14 protein-coding genes are annotated in these 17136 nt (G+C 61.5%); 6 read left to right on the plus strand and 8 right to left on the minus strand.

Annotation, left to right across the window (positions count from 1 at the left end):
- Nucleotides 1-175 precede the first annotated feature (175 nt).
- On the plus strand, nucleotides 176-2452 hold the full coding sequence (locus tag AB8B02_RS05480; RefSeq protein ID WP_439063352.1) for a fused MFS/spermidine synthase: 2277 nt from the start codon (nucleotides 176-178) through the stop codon (nucleotides 2450-2452).
- A 4-nt stretch (nucleotides 2453-2456) separates the two neighbouring features.
- On the opposite strand, the gene AB8B02_RS05485 is transcribed toward AB8B02_RS05480, so the two are convergent.
- Nucleotides 2457-3245, minus strand: coding sequence for a L,D-transpeptidase (locus tag AB8B02_RS05485; RefSeq protein ID WP_175367167.1), 789 nt, complete (start codon nucleotides 3243-3245; stop codon nucleotides 2457-2459).
- Nucleotides 3246-3523: 278 nt separating this feature from the next.
- Between AB8B02_RS05485 and AB8B02_RS05490 the strand changes: the two genes are divergently transcribed.
- Nucleotides 3524-3850, plus strand: a complete 327-nt coding sequence (locus AB8B02_RS05490) for a hypothetical protein (RefSeq protein ID WP_089268246.1) — start codon at nucleotides 3524-3526, stop codon at nucleotides 3848-3850.
- A 64-nt stretch (nucleotides 3851-3914) separates the two neighbouring features.
- Here the strand turns inward: AB8B02_RS05490 and AB8B02_RS05495 are convergent, their stop codons facing one another.
- From AB8B02_RS05495 to AB8B02_RS05510, 4 genes are all read right to left on the minus strand, one after another.
- Nucleotides 3915-4676: an ABC transporter permease gene (locus tag AB8B02_RS05495; RefSeq protein WP_068734061.1), complete on the minus strand. Its 762-nt coding sequence runs from the start codon at nucleotides 4674-4676 to the stop codon at nucleotides 3915-3917.
- Nucleotide 4677: 1 nt separating this feature from the next.
- Nucleotides 4678-5598 (minus strand): ABC transporter ATP-binding protein, encoded by a 921-nt coding sequence (locus tag AB8B02_RS05500; RefSeq protein ID WP_089268247.1) that lies wholly within the window; start codon nucleotides 5596-5598, stop codon nucleotides 4678-4680.
- A gap of 154 nt (nucleotides 5599-5752) precedes the next feature.
- On the minus strand, nucleotides 5753-6034 hold the full coding sequence (locus tag AB8B02_RS05505; protein WP_089268248.1) for a type II toxin-antitoxin system HicB family antitoxin: 282 nt from the start codon (nucleotides 6032-6034) through the stop codon (nucleotides 5753-5755).
- A 2-nt stretch (nucleotides 6035-6036) separates the two neighbouring features.
- Nucleotides 6037-8505, minus strand: coding sequence for an ATP-dependent helicase (locus AB8B02_RS05510; RefSeq protein ID WP_439063353.1), 2469 nt, complete (start codon nucleotides 8503-8505; stop codon nucleotides 6037-6039).
- Nucleotides 8506-8776: 271 nt separating this feature from the next.
- On the opposite strand from AB8B02_RS05510, the gene AB8B02_RS05515 reads away from it, so the two are divergent.
- Nucleotides 8777-8950 carry a DUF1328 domain-containing protein gene (locus AB8B02_RS05515; protein ID WP_439063354.1) on the plus strand — a complete coding sequence of 58 codons (174 nt, stop codon included), beginning with the start codon at nucleotides 8777-8779 and terminating at the stop codon, nucleotides 8948-8950.
- 3 nt (nucleotides 8951-8953) lie between these two features.
- Here the strand turns inward: AB8B02_RS05515 and AB8B02_RS05520 are convergent, their stop codons facing one another.
- Nucleotides 8954-9460 (minus strand): thioesterase family protein, encoded by a 507-nt coding sequence (locus AB8B02_RS05520; RefSeq protein WP_439063355.1) that lies wholly within the window; start codon nucleotides 9458-9460, stop codon nucleotides 8954-8956.
- Nucleotides 9461-9541: 81 nt separating this feature from the next.
- On the opposite strand from AB8B02_RS05520, the gene AB8B02_RS05525 reads away from it, so the two are divergent.
- From AB8B02_RS05525 to AB8B02_RS05535, 3 genes are all read left to right on the plus strand, one after another.
- The gene (locus tag AB8B02_RS05525) at nucleotides 9542-10957 is read left to right on the plus strand and encodes an FAD-binding oxidoreductase (protein ID WP_338117567.1); all 1416 of its coding nucleotides are present in this window, start codon (nucleotides 9542-9544) and stop codon (nucleotides 10955-10957) included.
- Nucleotides 10958-11151: 194 nt separating this feature from the next.
- Nucleotides 11152-12468, plus strand: a complete 1317-nt coding sequence (locus tag AB8B02_RS05530) for an MFS transporter (protein WP_439063356.1) — start codon at nucleotides 11152-11154, stop codon at nucleotides 12466-12468.
- A 225-nt stretch (nucleotides 12469-12693) separates the two neighbouring features.
- Complete coding sequence (locus AB8B02_RS05535; protein ID WP_439063357.1) at nucleotides 12694-16365, plus strand: AsmA family protein; 3672 nt, start codon at nucleotides 12694-12696, stop codon at nucleotides 16363-16365.
- A 56-nt stretch (nucleotides 16366-16421) separates the two neighbouring features.
- Here AB8B02_RS05535 and AB8B02_RS05540 read toward each other — a convergent pair whose 3' ends face one another.
- A complete protein-coding gene (locus AB8B02_RS05540) occupies nucleotides 16422-16679 on the minus strand; it encodes a ribbon-helix-helix domain-containing protein (RefSeq protein WP_068734045.1) in 258 nt (85 codons plus the stop codon).
- Complete coding sequence (locus AB8B02_RS05545; RefSeq protein ID WP_068734044.1) at nucleotides 16676-16864, minus strand: DUF4169 family protein; 189 nt, start codon at nucleotides 16862-16864, stop codon at nucleotides 16676-16678. Before AB8B02_RS05545 ends, AB8B02_RS05540 begins: the two co-directional genes overlap by 4 nt.
- Nucleotides 16865-17136 lie beyond the last annotated feature (272 nt).

Genomic DNA, 17136 nt, shown 5'->3' on the forward strand with positions numbered 1-17136 from the left:
ACGAAAATAGGGCCCTCTTTATCGAAGAGGCGCGCGCGCGGCACAAGGCCGCCCGTCACGATTGTGGTTCCATAGTTAGCGCGCATTGCCCGAAACGGTGCCATATGCTCCATTCCCGCCCGCCGGTCTCCTGCCGGATTCTCGCCTTTCTGCCGCGCAATATGCTGGAGCCTTCATGAGTTCGTCGCAGCCCGTCGCCGCCCCAAACTCGGCCTCCCGCAATCGGCTTCTTCTGGTGATTTATACCGCGGCGATCTTCACCAGCGCGCTGTTGTTGTTCTCGGTGCAGCCCCTGTTCACCAAGATGGTGCTGCCGCGGCTTGGCGGGTCGCCGGCGGTGTGGTCGGTGGCGATGGTGTTCTTCCAGTCGCTGCTGCTCGGCGGCTACGCCTATGCCCATTACCTGATGCAATTGCGAAGCCGGCTGGTGCCGATCGTCGTTCATCTCGTGCTGCTCATCGTTGCGCTGCTGACGCTGCCGCTGTCCATCGCATCGGGCTGGGGCACGCCGCCGGAGAGTGGCTATGCGTTCTGGCTGCTCGGCCTGTTCGCTGTGTCCATCGGTCTGCCGTTCTTCGCGCTCGCTGCGAACAATCCGCTGCTGCAGGCCTGGTTCGTGCGCACGGGCCATCCCAATGGCCACGATCCGTATTTTCTCTATGCGTCGTCGAATATCGGGAGCTTTCTCGCGCTGCTGACCTATCCGGTGCTGCTGGAGCCGATGTTTTCGCTGCGCACGCAGAACCTGATCTGGACGTCCGGCTATGGCCTGCTGATCCTGCTGATCGCCGGCTGCGGCGTGTTGCTGTTGAAGTCGCCGCCGGTTGCCGTCGTTGCACCGGGTGCGGATGCCATCGACGCGCCGGCGCCGAGCTGGGCGCTGCGTGCACGCTGGATTTTCCTTGCCGCTGTGCCATCCGGCCTGCTGATCGCGGTCACCGCGCATATCTCGACGGACGTCGCTGCGGCACCGCTGCTCTGGGTGCTGCCGCTGTCGCTTTATCTGCTGACCTGGGTGCTGGTGTTCCAGTCGCGCCCGCTGCTGCCGCACTCATGGGTCCTGATGTTGCAGCCTCTCGCAATTGCCGGCGTGGTTGTCCTGCTCGCAGTTGGCGGCGAACAGAATCTGCTGCTGACCCTCGGTGGTCATCTGTTGTGCTTCTTCATTATTGCCATGGCGTGCCATGGTGAATTGGCCCGGCAGCGTCCGGCTGCCCGGTATCTCACGGGCTACTACGTCGCACTCTCATTCGGCGGCATGGTGGGTGGTCTGTTTGCTGGCCTGATCGCGCCATTCACATTTTCATGGATCGCGGAATACCCGATCCTGATCGCATTTGCCGTGCTGTGCAGGCCGTCTTTGCCGGAGCGGTATTCCGGCTGGGCGCGCTGGTACTGGATCGCACTGGTCATCGCCGCCGTGGTGCTGATTGCACCGAGCTATACGACTGGCAAGCTGTTTACATGGATCGAAGCCCAGCGCGTCTATGTCGTCAGCACCGTCGCTGTCGTCGGCATGATCGTTGCGATCCTGCTAAGGGCCGATCGGCTCAAGCTCGTGGCGATCACCGTTCTTGCGCTGGCGCTGATCCGTTTCTACCCGGCAGACGACGGCCGGGTTGAAACCGTGCGCAGTTTCTTCGGTGTGCACAAGATCGTGGTGACGCCGAACAACCAGTATCACGTGCTGATGCATGGCACGACGATCCATGGCGCCGAGAAGTATCTCAACGACGATGGCACGCCGGTGACCGGCCGGCCGGAGCCGATCTCCTACTATTACAAGGACGGCGGCATCGGGCAGGCGATCACTGCGGTGCGTGCGCGCAAGGGTGCGCCACTGCGCGTTGCGGTGATCGGGCTAGGTTCGGGGTCGCTGACCTGCGCGTCGGCGCCCGGCGAGGACTGGAAGTTTTTCGAGATCGATCAGTCGATGGTCGATACCGCAAGGGATCCGAAATATTTCAGCTACATCCAGAAGTGTGAGCCGGACGTCAAACCGGTGATCGGCGATGCAAGGCTGACTTTTGCGAAAGAGCCTGACGGCGTCTACGACCTCATCATCGTCGATGCCTATTCGTCGGACGCGATCCCGATCCATCTGGCGACCGAGGAAGCGATGGAGATCTACAAGGAAAAGCTCGCCCCGCAGGGCGCCGTCGTCATGCATGTGTCGAACCGGCATCTCGAACTCGCTAGCGTCGTCGTCGGCATCGCCGACGCCAATGACATGAAGAGCTGGGTGTATTCTGAGGATTCCGGCCGCGACAACGAATATATCTTCTCGACCAATGTGGTCATCTCGGCCCATGACGCCGCCGATGTCGGCTCGATCGCGACGTCATCGCAATGGGCCCTGACCGAGGCGAACGACGATCAGCGGGTCTGGACCGACGATTATTCCAACGTGCTCGGCGCCGTGTGGCGCCGGCTACGGGACGGGGACAACTAACCCCTCAGTAGTCGCCGAAGAAGCCACGCGGCTGATACGGCCGCGGCGCGGAGGCCTGCGGCGGGTATTGCCGGCTGTAATAGCCGCGATTGGCGTAATACTGCTGGGTCTCGGCTTCCGTCATGCGGCGATAGCCGGGAGGGGCCGGATAGCGCTGACCGTCATTGCCATCGGCCGGATAGATGTAACGATCGTCATCCGCCGGCTGTACCTGACGCGCGACGCGGCGGTTCGGTGCCACGGCCTGCGGAGTGAGATCCATGGGATTGCCGGCGGCGTCATAGGACGGTGTGGCGGGTGCGATGTCGCGGCGGGCGACGGCAGATGGCTTCGCCGGGCGCGGATTGCGGGCGAGGGCGACCTGCGAGGAGCCTGTCAGTGTGACGGTGGTGTTGAGCACCCCGTCAGCCTTCACCATGGCAAACAGGGTCGCAGCATTCTCACGCGACAGCCGGACACAGCCGTGGGAGGCCGGCGAGCCCAGGCGGCTCACGGAATCGGTGCCGTGGATGGCATGGCCCTTTTTGGTGAAGAAGATGGCATGGGGCATTGGCGCGTCGTCGAATTCCTTGGAGAAGTGATCCTCCTCCATGCGGAATGTCTGGAAGCTGCCATTCGGGGTCTCGTAGGACGGAATGCCTGACGACACCGGCCAGCGATATTTCTCGACGCCGTCCTGAACGACGGTCAGCTGCTGGGCATCCTTGTCGACGGTAATGGCGATCTTGGCCTGCGCAGTGCTGGTAGCGGCGAAAACGGCGAGACCCGCAAGGGTCATATAAAACGAACGCATCTTACCTTGGCCTCCGGGCCGTAACCTGTTGTACCGCCTACCGTCCCGCCTCCAATATGCATATGGGGCGACCCGGGTGCCAGTGACAGTTTCGTGCATCCTTAATGTTGGGCTAGGCGGCACCAAGGCGGCGACCGGGCCGAAAGAGGGCTCAGCCCGACCCGAGGATGCGCGATAGGAAGCTTCTCAGGAAGGCAGATGGAACCGGTTCCTAGGTCGCGCGTTGCCCTCCCACAATCGCAAGCGGCGAATTCTCGTCGCTCAGAGGGAAGCTCCAGATGACCGTTAAGACCGCTGTGTTGCCGATCAGTTCATCGATGAAGACCCGCCTGGCGTTCGCCGCGGGCGTGCTGGCTCTGGTCGCCATGCCGCATTTTGCGCAGGCGCAGGGCGTATTCCGGGGTGGTGAGCAGGGGGCCAACCAAGGTTACCGTGACGGCAATCGCGCCGCGGGACCGGTCGGCGGTGTGGTCGGTGGCGCAGTTGGCCTTGGCGTCGGCGCGGCCGTGGGCGGCGTCAAGGGCGTGCTCGGTATTCCCGAGGGTCGACGGACACAGTGCCGCGGCTATTACAACCGCCATGGCAAATTCCGCTGCTATCGCTAAGCGGATATTGATTTGAAATGAAAATGGCCCGGTTCAAACCGGGCCATTTTTGTTATCAGCGATTTCAGTTTTTCAGTTTGTAGCCGGTCTTGAAAATCCACCAGACGACGAACATGCAGATCACCAGGAACATGCAGGTGACGCCGATGCTCCAGCCGACGCTGACGTCGGAGATCTCGTAGAAGCTCCAGCGGAAGCCGCTGATCAGATACACGACCGGATTGAGCAGCGTGACGGTCCGCCAACCCGACGGCAGCATGCTGACGGAGTAGAAGCTACCGCCCAGGAAGGTTAGCGGCGTCACCACCAGCAGCGGGATCGCCTGCAGTTTCTCGAAACCGTCAGCCCAGATGCCGATGATGAAGCCGAACAGGCTGAACGTCACTGCCGTCAGCACCAGGAAGGTCAGCATCCACCACGGATGCAGGATGTGCAGCGGCACGAACAGTCCGGCGGTGGCCAGAATGATCAGGCCCAGCAGGATCGACTTGGTCGCAGCAGCACCGACATAGCCGAGCACGACTTCGACGTAAGATACCGGCGCCGACAGCAATTCATAGATCGTACCGGTGAATTTGGGGAAGTAGATGCCGAACGAGGCGTTGGAAATGCTCTGCGTGAGTACCGACAGCATCACGAGACCAGGCACGATGAAGGTGCCGTAGCTGACGCCCTCGATGGAGGTGATGCGCGAGCCGATCGCAGCGCCGAACACCACGAAATACAGCGAGGTGGAAATCACCGGCGAAACGATGCTCTGCAGCACGGTGCGCCAGGTGCGCGCCATTTCGAACAGATAGATGGCGCGGACAGCTCTGAAGTTCATGTTACTTCCTCACCAGGCTGACGAAGATGTCTTCGAGCGAGCTCTGCGTGGTGTCGAGATCGGAGAAGCGGATGCCGGATTCGCGGAGATCGCCGAGCAGGCTGGTGATCCCGGTGCGCTCGCTCTTGGTGTCGTAGCTGTAGATCAACTGGTGGCCGTCCGCTGCCAGTTCGAGGTTGTAGTGAGCCAGGCTGGCTGGAATCTCCGTGACCTTGCCTTGCAGATACAGCTTGAGCTGCTTCTTGCCGAGCTGCTCCATCAGCTTGGTCTTTTCCTCGATCAGGATGATCTCGCCTTTGTTGATGACGCCGATGCGGTCGGCCATCTCTTCGGCTTCTTCGATGTAATGCGTGGTGAGGATCACCGTGACGCCTGCGGCGCGCAGCGTGCGCACCACTTCCCACATGCCCTTGCGGAGCTCGACATCGACGCCGGCGGTGGGCTCGTCGAGGAACAGGATTTGCGGCTCGTGCGACAGCGCCTTGGCGATCATCACGCGGCGCTTCATGCCGCCGGACAGCGTGATGATCTTGTTATCCTTCTTGTCCCACAGCGAGAGGTCTTTCAGGATTTTCTCGATCAGCGCCGGGTTCTTCGGTTTGCCGAACAGGCCGCGGCTGAAACTGACCGTGGCCCAAACCGATTCGAAGGCGTCGGTGTGCAGTTCCTGCGGCACCAGCCCGATCAGCGACCGCGCGGCGCGATAGTCCCGGGCGATGTCGTGACCATCGACCATGACCTTGCCGGAGGTGGCATTGGCGATGCCACAGATGATGCTGATCATCGTCGTCTTGCCAGCGCCGTTCGGCCCCAGCAGCGCGAAGATCTCGCCGCGGTTAATATCGAGGTCGATACCCTTCAGGGCCGTAAAGCCCGAGGCATAGCTCTTGGTCAGATTGGAAACGGAAATGATGGGAGACATCGGCGATATGATCGTTCGAAAAGGGGAAGGCAGAGGACCGGGCGGTCATACCGGGACACACGAACGGCGCAGCCGAAACGGCTTTGTCGGGCGCGGGGTGCGTACATAGGAATGAAGATGCGCCGGCGCAATCGCGGAACAGGCAATTTTAGGGCTATTCTGCGGCTTCGTAGTCGATCTCGACAATCGTGCCACCGTCGGCCGCATCGGCAAATGCAGGGTCGCTGGTTAATTGCTCGATGGTGCGCGGCGTAGGAAGGCCGCTCGAGCCGTCCGGATTGCGCCAGTCTCCGGCCGCGTATTCGAGCGTTTCCTCGGCTTCCTCGATGGCTTCATCGAGGGTGTCACCGGCGGTCACGATGCCGGGCAGGTCGGGAAAGGAAACGTTGAAGGTGCCGCTGGCATCCTTCTGAATGAGCGCAATATAGACCGGCATTGTCAGACGCGTTCCACGAAACTGTCGACGACCTTCTTCTCACCGGCCTTCTCGAACACGATGGTGAGCTTGTTGCCGTCGATCTTGGTCACATTGCCGTAGCCGAACTTCTGGTGGAAGACGCGATCCTGCAGCGTGAAGTCGGACTCCGTGCCGGTGGACTTCGCGATCAACTCGCCCTCGATAGTCATCGGCCGCTTGTTTCGCGATGAAGAGGAGCCGCCGAAAGGCGACTGGCCTTCGCTGAAGCCGCTGCCGCCTTGTCCGCCGCCGCGTGAACGGTTGGCCTGCGCGCGCTGCCAGCCCGGTGTCGAATAGCTTGAGCCGAAGGACTCCACATTGTCGAAGCGCGATGCGCCGTAGCTGCCTGCACCGCCCCAGGCCGAACCGCCCTTTGATTCCGTGATCTCGACATTGGCCGCCGGCAATTCATCGAGGAAGCGCGACGGCATCGTCGTGTTCCAGGTGCCGTGAATGCGCCGGTTGGTCGCGAAATAGAGCTTGGCGCGGCGGCGTGCGCGGGTGATGCCGACATGGGCGAGGCGGCGTTCTTCCTCAAGCCCGGCGCGGCCCTGATCGTCGAGCGCGCGCTGATGCGGAAACAGGCCTTCCTCCCAGCCGGGTAAAAATACGTTGTCGAATTCGAGGCCTTTGGCGGAATGCAGCGTCATCACCGACACGGCATCCTCGTCTGCACCGCCCTCGCGGTCCATCACCAGCGAGATGTGTTCGAGGAATCCCTGCAGGTTCTCGAACTCCTCCATCGAGCGCACCAGTTCCTTGAGGTTTTCAAGACGGCCAGCGGCGTCGGCGGAGCGATCCTTCTGCCACATATCGGTGTAGCCACTCTCGTCGAGCACGACTTCGGCGAGTTCGGTATGCGGCATCACTTCGCTTTGCTTGCGCCAGCGTTCGAAGCTCATCATCAGGTCGCGCAGGCTGCCGCGCGCCTTCGGCTTCATCTCGTCAGTCTCGACAACCTGACGTGCAGCCTCCGACAGCGGAATGCGACGCCGGCGGGCATGATCGTGCAGCATCTGCACCGTGGCATCGCCGAGGCCGCGCTTGGGCACATTGACGATGCGCTCGAAGGCGAGATCGTCGGCCGGCGAATTGATCACGCGCAGATAGGCCAGTGCGTCGCGGATTTCGGCACGCTCATAGAAGCGTGGACCGCCAATCACGCGATAGGGCAGGCCGAGCGTGACGAAGCGGTCTTCAAACTCGCGCATCTGGAACGAGGCGCGGACGAGGATGGCGATGTCGTTGAGCTTGTTACCCTCGCGCTGCAACTGCTCGATTTCTTCGCCGATGGCGCGGGCTTCTTCCTCGGAATCCCACGAGCCGGTGACGGTGACCTTCTCGCCATCGACGTCCTCGGTGCGTAGCGTCTTGCCGAGGCGGCCTTCGTTATGCGCAATCAGATGCGAGGCGGCGGCGAGGATATGGCCGGTCGAACGATAGTTGCGCTCCAGCCGGACGACCTTGGCGCCGGGAAAATCATGTTCGAAGCGAAGGATGTTGTCGACCTCGGCGCCGCGCCAGCCGTAGATCGACTGGTCGTCGTCGCCGACGCAACAGATGTTTTTGAGTGGCACGGCCGGTTTGCTGTCTGCCGATGGCGCGTCCGCTTCCGGCAGCAAGCGCTGACCGGGCGCCTGCGACAGCAGCCGCAGCCACAGATACTGCGCGACGTTGGTGTCCTGATATTCGTCGACGAGAATATATTTGAAGCGCTGCTGATACTGCTTCAGCACGTCCGGATGTTCGCGGAACAGCCTGATACATTCCAGCAGGAGATCGCCGAAATCCGCAGCGTTGAGTGTCTTCAACCGATCCTGATAGGCGGCGTAGAGCTTGCCGCCCTTGCCATTGCCGAACACGGCGGCTTCGCCTGACGGCACCTGCGATGGCGTCAGTCCGCGGTTCTTCCAGCCGTCGATCAGGTTGGCCAGCATCCGCGCCGGCCAGCGCTTGTCGTCAATATTGTCAGCCTGCAGGAGCTGCTTGAGCAGTCGGATCTGGTCGTCGGTGTCGAGCACCGTGAAATTAGATTTCAGCTGCACCAGTTCGGCATGGGTGCGCAGGATGCGGCCACCGATCGAGTGGAAGGTGCCGAGCCACGGCATGCCTTCAACCGCCTGGCCGAGCATGATGCCGAGCCGGTGCTTCATCTCGCGCGCGGCCTTGTTGGTGAAGGTCACCGACAGGATTTCACCGGGCCGCGCACGGCCCATGCTGAGGATGTGGGCGATCCGCGAGGTCAGAACCTTGGTCTTGCCGGTGCCGGCACCCGCGAGCACCAGGACAGGGCCGTCGAGCGTCTCGACGGCGTCGCGCTGCTCCGGATTGAGCCCGCTCAGATACTGTGCCGCTGGCACCGCAGCAGCGCGCGCACGCGCGCCAATGCCGCCCGCCGCCGGCTGGTAGGCAGGAAGATCGTTGGCGGGCATTTTGCGTGCGTCACTCATGCGAATCGTATTCCGCCCACGTTGGCACCGTGGGGCCTTAAAGGGGAGCCTTCTTAGCAGGATAGGAGGGCATATAGGAGCGAGAGGCTTCTGGCGACAGACTTATCCCCGCATGGGGCTCATCTGACGCCCGTTGGCAGGCAGGAGCGCTCTCGTTTCAGTGATGCTGGCTGGTACGTGGGTCGGGAACTTTCGTTTTCGCTCCGGCTTGTTTCAGCATCAAGCGCGACGGCGAATGCCGCGTCAAAAACCAAAAACTGAGGTTTGTGCCATGTTCAGCTGGGTCGTTACCTTCCTCGTCATTGCTCTCATTGCCGGCATTCTCGGCTTTGGCGGCGTCGCCGGCGCCTCCATCGAAATCGCCAAGGCGATCTTCTTCATCGCCCTCGTCCTGTTCCTGATTTCGGCCGTTGTGGGCCTCGTCCGCGGCCGCACGCGCGTCTGACGGTTATTTCTTCGAGGGCATCCCGATCGATCGGCCGATGCCCTCGGGGCGATCTACGGATCGGTGCGCATTGGCCAGCGCCTGCACGCGGGCGCTGATATCAGGCGGAAACGGCGCAACCTTCCGGGCCGTCATGTCCATGTGGAGCGTCATGTTTTCCGACGTCGCCGACAGCCATCCATCGGTGGCGTGGCGCAACTCCTTGAAGGTGTGAATGCGCTTGTCGTCCGCAGCGACAACCAGGATCGACACCTGCGCGGGATCACCGAGATGGATTTCCCTGACATAGCGAACATGGCATTCGGCCGTGAAGGTCGAGTTGTTGCGCGCCCTCATATATTCGGGACCGATCCCGATCTTGAGCCATAGATCGTCGATCGCCCGGTCGAACAGCACGTTGTAATAGGCCATGTTGAGATGGCCATTATAGTCGATCCATTGCGGTTCGATCTGCATGACATGCGCCCGGAAAGGGACGGGTTGCAGCAGATCGTCGGTTGGCTCAATCATCGGTAATTCCTGTCCCGCTCTCACGTCTCTTGACCCGTTATACAACCTTTGCCACGGTCCCGCCGCGTCGGAGGGACTGCTGTGGCTAGCATTGCGAACAATTTGAAACGACCGGAGCCGAAGGCCTTGGCCACGGCGCTTGAAGCGCTGACGGCGCGTTTTGGCAATCGGCTGGTGACGTCGCAGGCGGTTCGCGAGCAGCATGGCCATACCACGACATGGCTTGCCAACCAGCCGCCGGATGGCGTCGTGTTCGCGCAGGAAACCGCGGATATCCAGGACGTAGTCCGGATTTGTGCAGCGAACAAAGTTCCGGTGATCGCATTCGGCACCGGCACGTCGCTGGAAGGTCAGGTCAATGCGCCGGCAGGCGGCATTTGCATCGACATGCGCGACATGAACCAGATTCTGGAAGTGCACAGCGAAGACCTCGACTGCGTGATCCAGCCGGGCGTCACGCGCAAGGCGCTCAACGAAAATCTGCGCGATCAAGGCCTGTTCTTCCCGATCGATCCCGGTGCCGATGCGTCACTTGGCGGCATGGCGTCGACGCGCGCCTCCGGCACTAACGCGGTGCGTTACGGAACGATGCGCGACAACGTGCTCGCGCTCAAGGTCGTGCGCGCCGATGGTGAGATCATCAAGACGGGCACCCGCGCGAAGAAATCTTCTGCCGGCTATGACCTGACGCATCTGTTCGTTGGCGCCGAAGGCACGCTGGGCATCATCAGCGAGCTGACCGTCAAGCTGCGTGGCATTCCTGAAACCATGGCTGCCGCGTCATGTTCGTTCGCCACGGTGGCAGGTGCCTGTCAGGCGACGATTCTCGCGATTCAGACCGGCATTCCCGTTGCAAGGATTGAGCTGCTGAATGAGGCGCAGGTTCGTGCCTGTAATTCCTATTCCAAGCTGACGCTGCCGGAAACGCCGCTGCTGCTGCTGGAATTCCACGGCAGCGAGGCCGAAGTGGCCGAGCAGTCGCGAAATTTTCACGAGATCGCACTGGAATGCGGCGGTGGCGATTTCTCCTGGACGACGAAGCCGGAAGATCGCACCAAGCTCTGGCAGGCCCGTCACGATGCCTATTGGTCGGTGAAGAGCATGCGGCCGGGTTCCGACGTCGCGGCCACCGACGTCTGCGTGCCGATTTCCAAACTCGCGGAATGTGTCGCTGCGACGGAAGAGGATCTCGCACGGCTTGGCCTGTTGGCGCCCATCGTCGGCCACGTCGGCGATGGCAACTTTCATTGCTCGATGGTCTGCGATCGCAACGATGCCAACGAGGTCGCCCGCGCTGAGGACTTCATGCATCGCCTCGCTCAACGGGCGCAGGCGATGGGGGGCACCTGCACGGGTGAACATGGCATCGGGCAAGGCAAGCAAAAGTATATGCAGGCCGAACTGGGCAGTGAGGCGCTCGACGCGATGCGGGCGCTCAAGAAGGCACTCGATCCCGACAATATCTTCAATCCCGGGAAAATCCTGCCGCAGGCGTGACGCCAGATTGCCGCGTCCGGTCAGGCCGAATGCGGACGGGAAAATTCGGCAGTAGCGGCGATGCTTAACTATTCTTAAAAAGTTTAAAGTTGTAGATATAATTATATACCAGCATGGATTGCGCTTTTCGGTTACGGAGGGTGCGATCAAAAAGCTTTGACGCAGAATGCGTCCAATAAAAAAGGCATCATCCGATGCGGCTACCGTTTTTCTATGGTTGGGTCATCGTCGCCGTCACGTTCGTTTCCATGGCCATCGGGGTCAATGCGCGGACATCGTTCTCGCTGTTCTTCCCGCCAATTCTCCAGGAGTTCGGCTGGGACCGTGGCGTCACCGCCGGTGCCTTTTCATTCGGCTTCCTGATTTCCGCGATCATGAGCCCGCTGATGGGCAGACTGATGGACCGCGGCGGCCCGCGAGCCGTCATGGAACTTGGCACCGTGCTGATGGCTGCTGGCCTATTGCTGGCGCCGCTGACGACGCAGCCGTGGCATTTGTACATGACCATCGGCGTTCTGGTCGGCGCAGGCAGCGTCTGCCTCGGCTATTCCGGACAATCGCTGTTTCTGCCGAACTGGTTCAGCCGCAAGCGTGGCCTCGCGGTCGGCCTCGCATTCGCCGGCGTCGGCATCGGGTCTGTGACCGTGCTTCCCTGGGTGCAGGTGATGATCGAGCAGACGGGTTGGCGCACCGCCTGCACAGCGGTCGGGCTCGTGGTGCTGGTCGTGCTCGTGCCGATCAATTTGTTGTTGCGCAAACGCCCGCAGGACATGGGGCTCTTGCCGGATGGCGATCAGGCGCCGACCTCGTCGGCGAAACATGTATCCAATGTGGTTGATCCGGTTTGGGCCAGTATCGACTGGACGCTGGCACGCGCCATACGAACGACGCGGTTCTGGTGGCTCGCACTCGGCCTGTTCGGCGGGCTGTATGCCTGGTACGCGGTTCAGGTCCATCAAACCAAGTATCTGCTCGACATCGGCTTCACGCCGGGTGTCGCCGCCTGGGCGCTCGGTATGGTCAGTCTGTTCGGTGTGCCCGGCCAGATATTTCTGGGCCATTTGTCCGATCGCATCGGCCGCGAATGGATCTGGACCGTCAGCGGTGTCGGTTTCGCAATCTGCTTTGCGTCCCTGATTGCGCTGGAGTCCGTGCCGAGTCTGGCGCTCGTCTATGTCATGGTGATCTCGCAGGGCCTGCTGGGCTATGGCGTGACGTCCATCATGGGCGCCGTGGTTTCCGAGATTTTCCAGGGCGAGCATTTTGGCAGCATTTTCGGCACGCTCATGCTGGCCGCGCTGGCCGGCGGCGCCGCCGGTCCCTTGGTGACAGGTGTCCTGCACGACCACTTTGGTACCTATACGCCTGCATTTGCCCTTGGAATCGCAGTCAGCTTCCTCGCGACCTTCGCGGTCTGGATGGCGTCGCCGGGCAAGGTAAGGGCGGTGGCCGGACGTTTGCACCGCGCCCATGGCGCCGCAAAACCGCTGGAGCAGGGTGCTTCGACTTAATCGAAGCCGGGCGATTTGCCGCAAGCGGACGGCGAGGGATGGCCGATCTGGCCATGTATTGCGTGCTGTGACTTCGCCACAGTTGGTTCTATAAATAGATGCGTTCCCGCGTATTTCTGCGTGGCCCTGCAACGTCTGTAAGGCGTATTGCCCAGTGACGTGCTGCAATGCACTTTGCCTGGCAGGCAGGCGGACATTCTGCCGGAGCGCTTGAGGGGAGATTCGGTGCAGACGACACTGCTCGGCCTGGCAATTGCATTTATCCTGGCGCTGGTTGCTGCTCTGGTCGGCCCCTATTTCGTCGACTGGAATCAGTTCCGCCCGCAATTCGAGGCTGAAGCCACGCGCGTGGTCGGTGCGCCCGTTCGCGTCAGCGGCGGGCTGGAGGCGCGGCTGCTGCCGGCGCCGTCGCTACGGCTGCAGTCGATCACGGTGGGCAGTCCCAACGATCTCGGCAGGATCCGTGCAGACAATCTCGATGTGGAATTCAGCCTGAGTTCGTTGATGCGCGGCGAATGGCGCGCAACAGAACTCACCATCGGCGGCGCCGCGGTCGATCTCGGCCTCAATGCGCAGGGGCGTATCGAACTTCCGGCTTCCACCGGGCCATTCAATCTTGGCGCGCTGGCGATAGACCGGTTGAACGTCACCGGTCGCGTCGCACTCCACGACGCTGCGAGCAAGAGCACGCTCGAACTCTACGACGTCGCCTTCAGCGGCGATGTTCGCTCATTGGCGGCCGGCGCCATGCGCGGCGATGGCAATTTCCTGTTGTCGGGCGCGCGCTATCCGTTCCGTTTGTCCTCCGGCCCGACAGGTGACGGTAACGGCACGCGCGTTCGTTTCACTGTCGACCCCGGCGAGAAGCCCTTGTCCGTCGATCTCGATGGCGTACTCAACTTCGACAATCGCACGCCACGCTTCGACGGCGCACTGACTCTCGCAAGCCCGGCCGGCCTGAAGGCGAATGGCGCGGGCGATCAACTGTCAACGCCGTGGCGCGTCTTCGCCAAGGTCAAGGCCGATCCGGCCGTTGCGCATATGGAAGCGCTTGAAGCCAGCTATGGCGCGGAAGAGACCGCTTTCAGGTTCGCTGGTCTTGCTGACATGCGCTTTGGCACATCGCCACTGCTGCATGCGGTGCTGTCGGCCAAGCAGCTCGATGCCGATCGGCTGCTCTCCAGGGATCAAGCGACCAACGATGCGGTGACGCCGTTGCCGGCGTTGCGCAGAGTGTTGTCGAGCATGCCGATGGCGCCCTTCGCGACACAGATCGAGATTGGCGTGGAGCAGATCATGCTCGGCGGAAAGCCTGTGCAGAATATCGGCGCTGACCTGCGTAGCGATGCAGCAACATGGACGGTCGATCGTCTCGAGTTTCGCGCGCCAGGCGCGACCCGCGTCACGTTGAGCGGCGGCGCAGCACAGCCAGGTGCATCGAGCGGCTTCAAGGGGGCGATCGCGGTCGAGTCGTCCGATCCGGATACGCTTGCTGCGTGGCTCAAGGGCCGAACAGACGTCGGCTTGCGCAATCAGAAGCCGCTACGCATTCGTGGCAATATCACTTCGGTGTCCAATCGCTTGGCCATCGAGGCACTGAAGGCGGAGATCGACGGGGGTACGATCGAAGGTCGTGCTGCATATTCGTATTCCTCGGCTGCTGGCGGCTCCCGCTTCGATGCCGACCTGAAGGCCGACCGGCTCGATCTCGACGCAGCGGTGGCTTTGATCCGATCGCTTGGCGAGCCGCAGGCCGAGTGGCCAGATGTAGGGCAGGTGTCACTCGATATCGGTCGTGCTGTGTCAGCCGGGCAGGAGATGCGCCCGTTCGTGGCGCAACTGGCCTACAGCCCAAAGACGATCTCGGTCGATCGCTTCAAAGTCGGTGAAGCCACCGGCCTGATGCTCGACGGCCGCGCGTCGTTCGATCGCATGGAAGCCACGGGCGGACTGACACTCAACGCCACGTCCGCATCGATGAGTCAGATCAGCAACTTGCTCACGCCGCTGGCGCCGTCTGTTGCGGCGAGGCTCAGCGCCATGACCGCGACGCCCGGCGCGGTTCGAGTCAAACTGTCGCTCGATCTGGCAAAGGATCAACAACGCGCCGATCGCACAAATGCGCGCGCCGTATTCGATATCGATGCGGCGCAGGTGAAGGGGACGACGACGTTGACCGCATCTGCTCCCCTAGCGGCGATGCGTGGCGTCGACCTCAATGAGCTGTCGCGCAGCGATGTGACACTCGAGTCTAAATTGGCCGGGCAGGGCGGGCAACTTCTCGCATTGTTGGGCCTGAGTAACGTGATCGCCGCAAGCGACGCCGTTGTGAATTTCGAAGGATCGGCAAAAGGACAATGGCGCGCGCCGCTGCGCGTCACGGCAAAACTGTCCGGCGCGGATGTCGATGCCGATGTTCAGGGTAGTGCAGAACCTTGGGCGGGATCACCGAAAGCATCGCTCGCGCTTGCGATACGTCGCGCCAATCTGGCGCCGCTGGTCGCTCTCAAGCCGTCGGATGCGGCCGCGCAGAATGTCAGCCTGTCATCGCGGCTCACATTGAACGGCGACAAAGTTACGTTGGAGGATATCGACAGCACACTGGCTGGCTCGCGCGTGCGCGGCCGTATTGCGCTGACGCTCGGTGCCGAGAAAGCCATCGATGGTCAGATCGGCATGGATGCGATCGAACTTGGACCGGCCTTTGGTCTCGCTGTGGGCACGAGAGGTCGCGACGCCACGGATCCGCTCGGGCATGGTGTGCTGCAGGGATGGCGCGGGCAGTTGGCCTTTCAGGCGCTGCGCGGGACATTGCCTGGCGGTGTTGAATTGCGTCCCATCAGTGGCACTGTGAAGAGTGATGGCCAGGCCCTGACGATCGATACGATCAAAGGGTCTGTCGGTGGCGGCGAGATCACGGCCGATGTCGATCTGAAGCCATCGATCAGCGGATATGCGCTTGGCGCCCGTGTGCAATTTTCCGGCGTAGATGGAGCGGCGTTGCGCTATCGCTCTCTGACAATGCCCGGGGGCAAGACGTCGCTGCGGATGACGCTGGCCAGTCAGGGGCGGAGTGCCTCGGCTCTGGAAGGCGCATTGTCCGGCAGTGGATTGCTGACGATCGACGGGGCGCGCATCAATGGCCTCGATCCACGTGCCTTTGACATTGCCATTCGCGCCAGCGATTCTGGGCAGGCCACGAATGACGTCAAGTTGCGTCAGATCGTCGATACAGCGATCACCGGCGGTGCATTGTCCGTAACTTCGGTGCAGGTCCCGTTCAGTATCAAGGATAGCCGCCTGCGCGTTGGTGCGACGACGCTCGATGGCGAAGGAGGGCGTGCCATCGTGTCAGGAGGTTACGATATCGTTGCCGACCAGGTGGATATGCGCGCGACATTGACCGGCACGAGCGCGGGGACGTCGAGCGTTCGACCGGAAGTTCAGATCTTCGCGGTGGGAACGCCTGATAAGCTTGATCGCACGCTAGATGTGGCGGCGTTATCATCCTGGCTCGCAGTGCGCGCAATCGATCGCGAGACGCGCCGGCTTGATTCGCTTGAACGCGGTGAGTTGCCACCGGCGGCTGTGCCCGTTGCCGTTCCCCCGCCGTCCGCCTCGCTGCCCGTCGACACGCAGACGCCTGCGAGCGATCCACCGACAGCCTCTGCGCCCTCCGATGTGCTTCTTCCCGGTCGCGATCCGCGCCGTCTTGCACCGAAGGCTGCTACGCCTCGTCCTGCGACACCGCCTGTTGCGAGTCAGCAGGTTGCGCCGCTGCCAGCACCCATTGAAGTTCGTCCGGCACCCGGTGCTGCGCGCGCACCAAGGCCGAGGCCCGCGCCTCCGCTAGTACTGACACCGCCGACCGCGAGTTCAGCGCGGCCGACGTTCTGACGATGACTCAGCAAACACGACCGACGGCGAAGCGATTCGCTGAAGGTCGGCTGTGTTTACGCCGAGAGATTGTGCTCCGGCATCCGCTGTTGCGGAACGGCACGTGTACGGAAGTAATCGAGCACGAACAGCCGAATCGCGGACGACAAATTGCCCTGTTGACGGTTTGTGTCGATCTCACCAACCAGCTCGGAAAGCGTCATGTCGCGAAGATTCGAAATCTCCTTCATGCCGTTCCAGAACGCCTCTTCGAGACTCACGCTGGTCTTGTGACCCGCAACAACGATCGATCTCTTAACTACGGGCGATTTCATGATGCGTCCTCGCCATCGATGTGATGCTGATCCAGCACGTTGTTCGCACGGACTGTGCGCTGCTCCTGCAATGTTCGTTCTGACTTAGTTCGTCCGAAGCGCGCACGGTTTATATCGGCTTGTTTTGCCGATTCCTCTCGTGCAGTGCGCTTCTTGAAGCGATTGAGATTGATCAGGTCACCCATGATCGCTCCTGTCTTTAAAAAATGATGGGGTGGGAAACGTCGTCTTCACCATCCAGTAGTTGTACGAGACGAGGGTGAATTCGGTTTCGGTATCCATCCTAAAATATTCTCCGTAGTTCCAAACAAGCTCCGCAGAAAAATGAAGTCATCTACGAAGCGTAACCAGATCACCTTCTGCTGTATCACAAGGAAAAACGCGTCTGATATGCGACCATTCTAACCATTTAGCAGATATGAATTATAACTATTTCCTTCTGGAGTTATTCTCAACA

Origin of the sequence: Tardiphaga sp. 862_B3_N4_1, from assembly GCF_051811085.1 — a bacterium.
Lineage (GTDB): Bacteria > Pseudomonadota > Alphaproteobacteria > Rhizobiales > Xanthobacteraceae > Tardiphaga > Tardiphaga robiniae.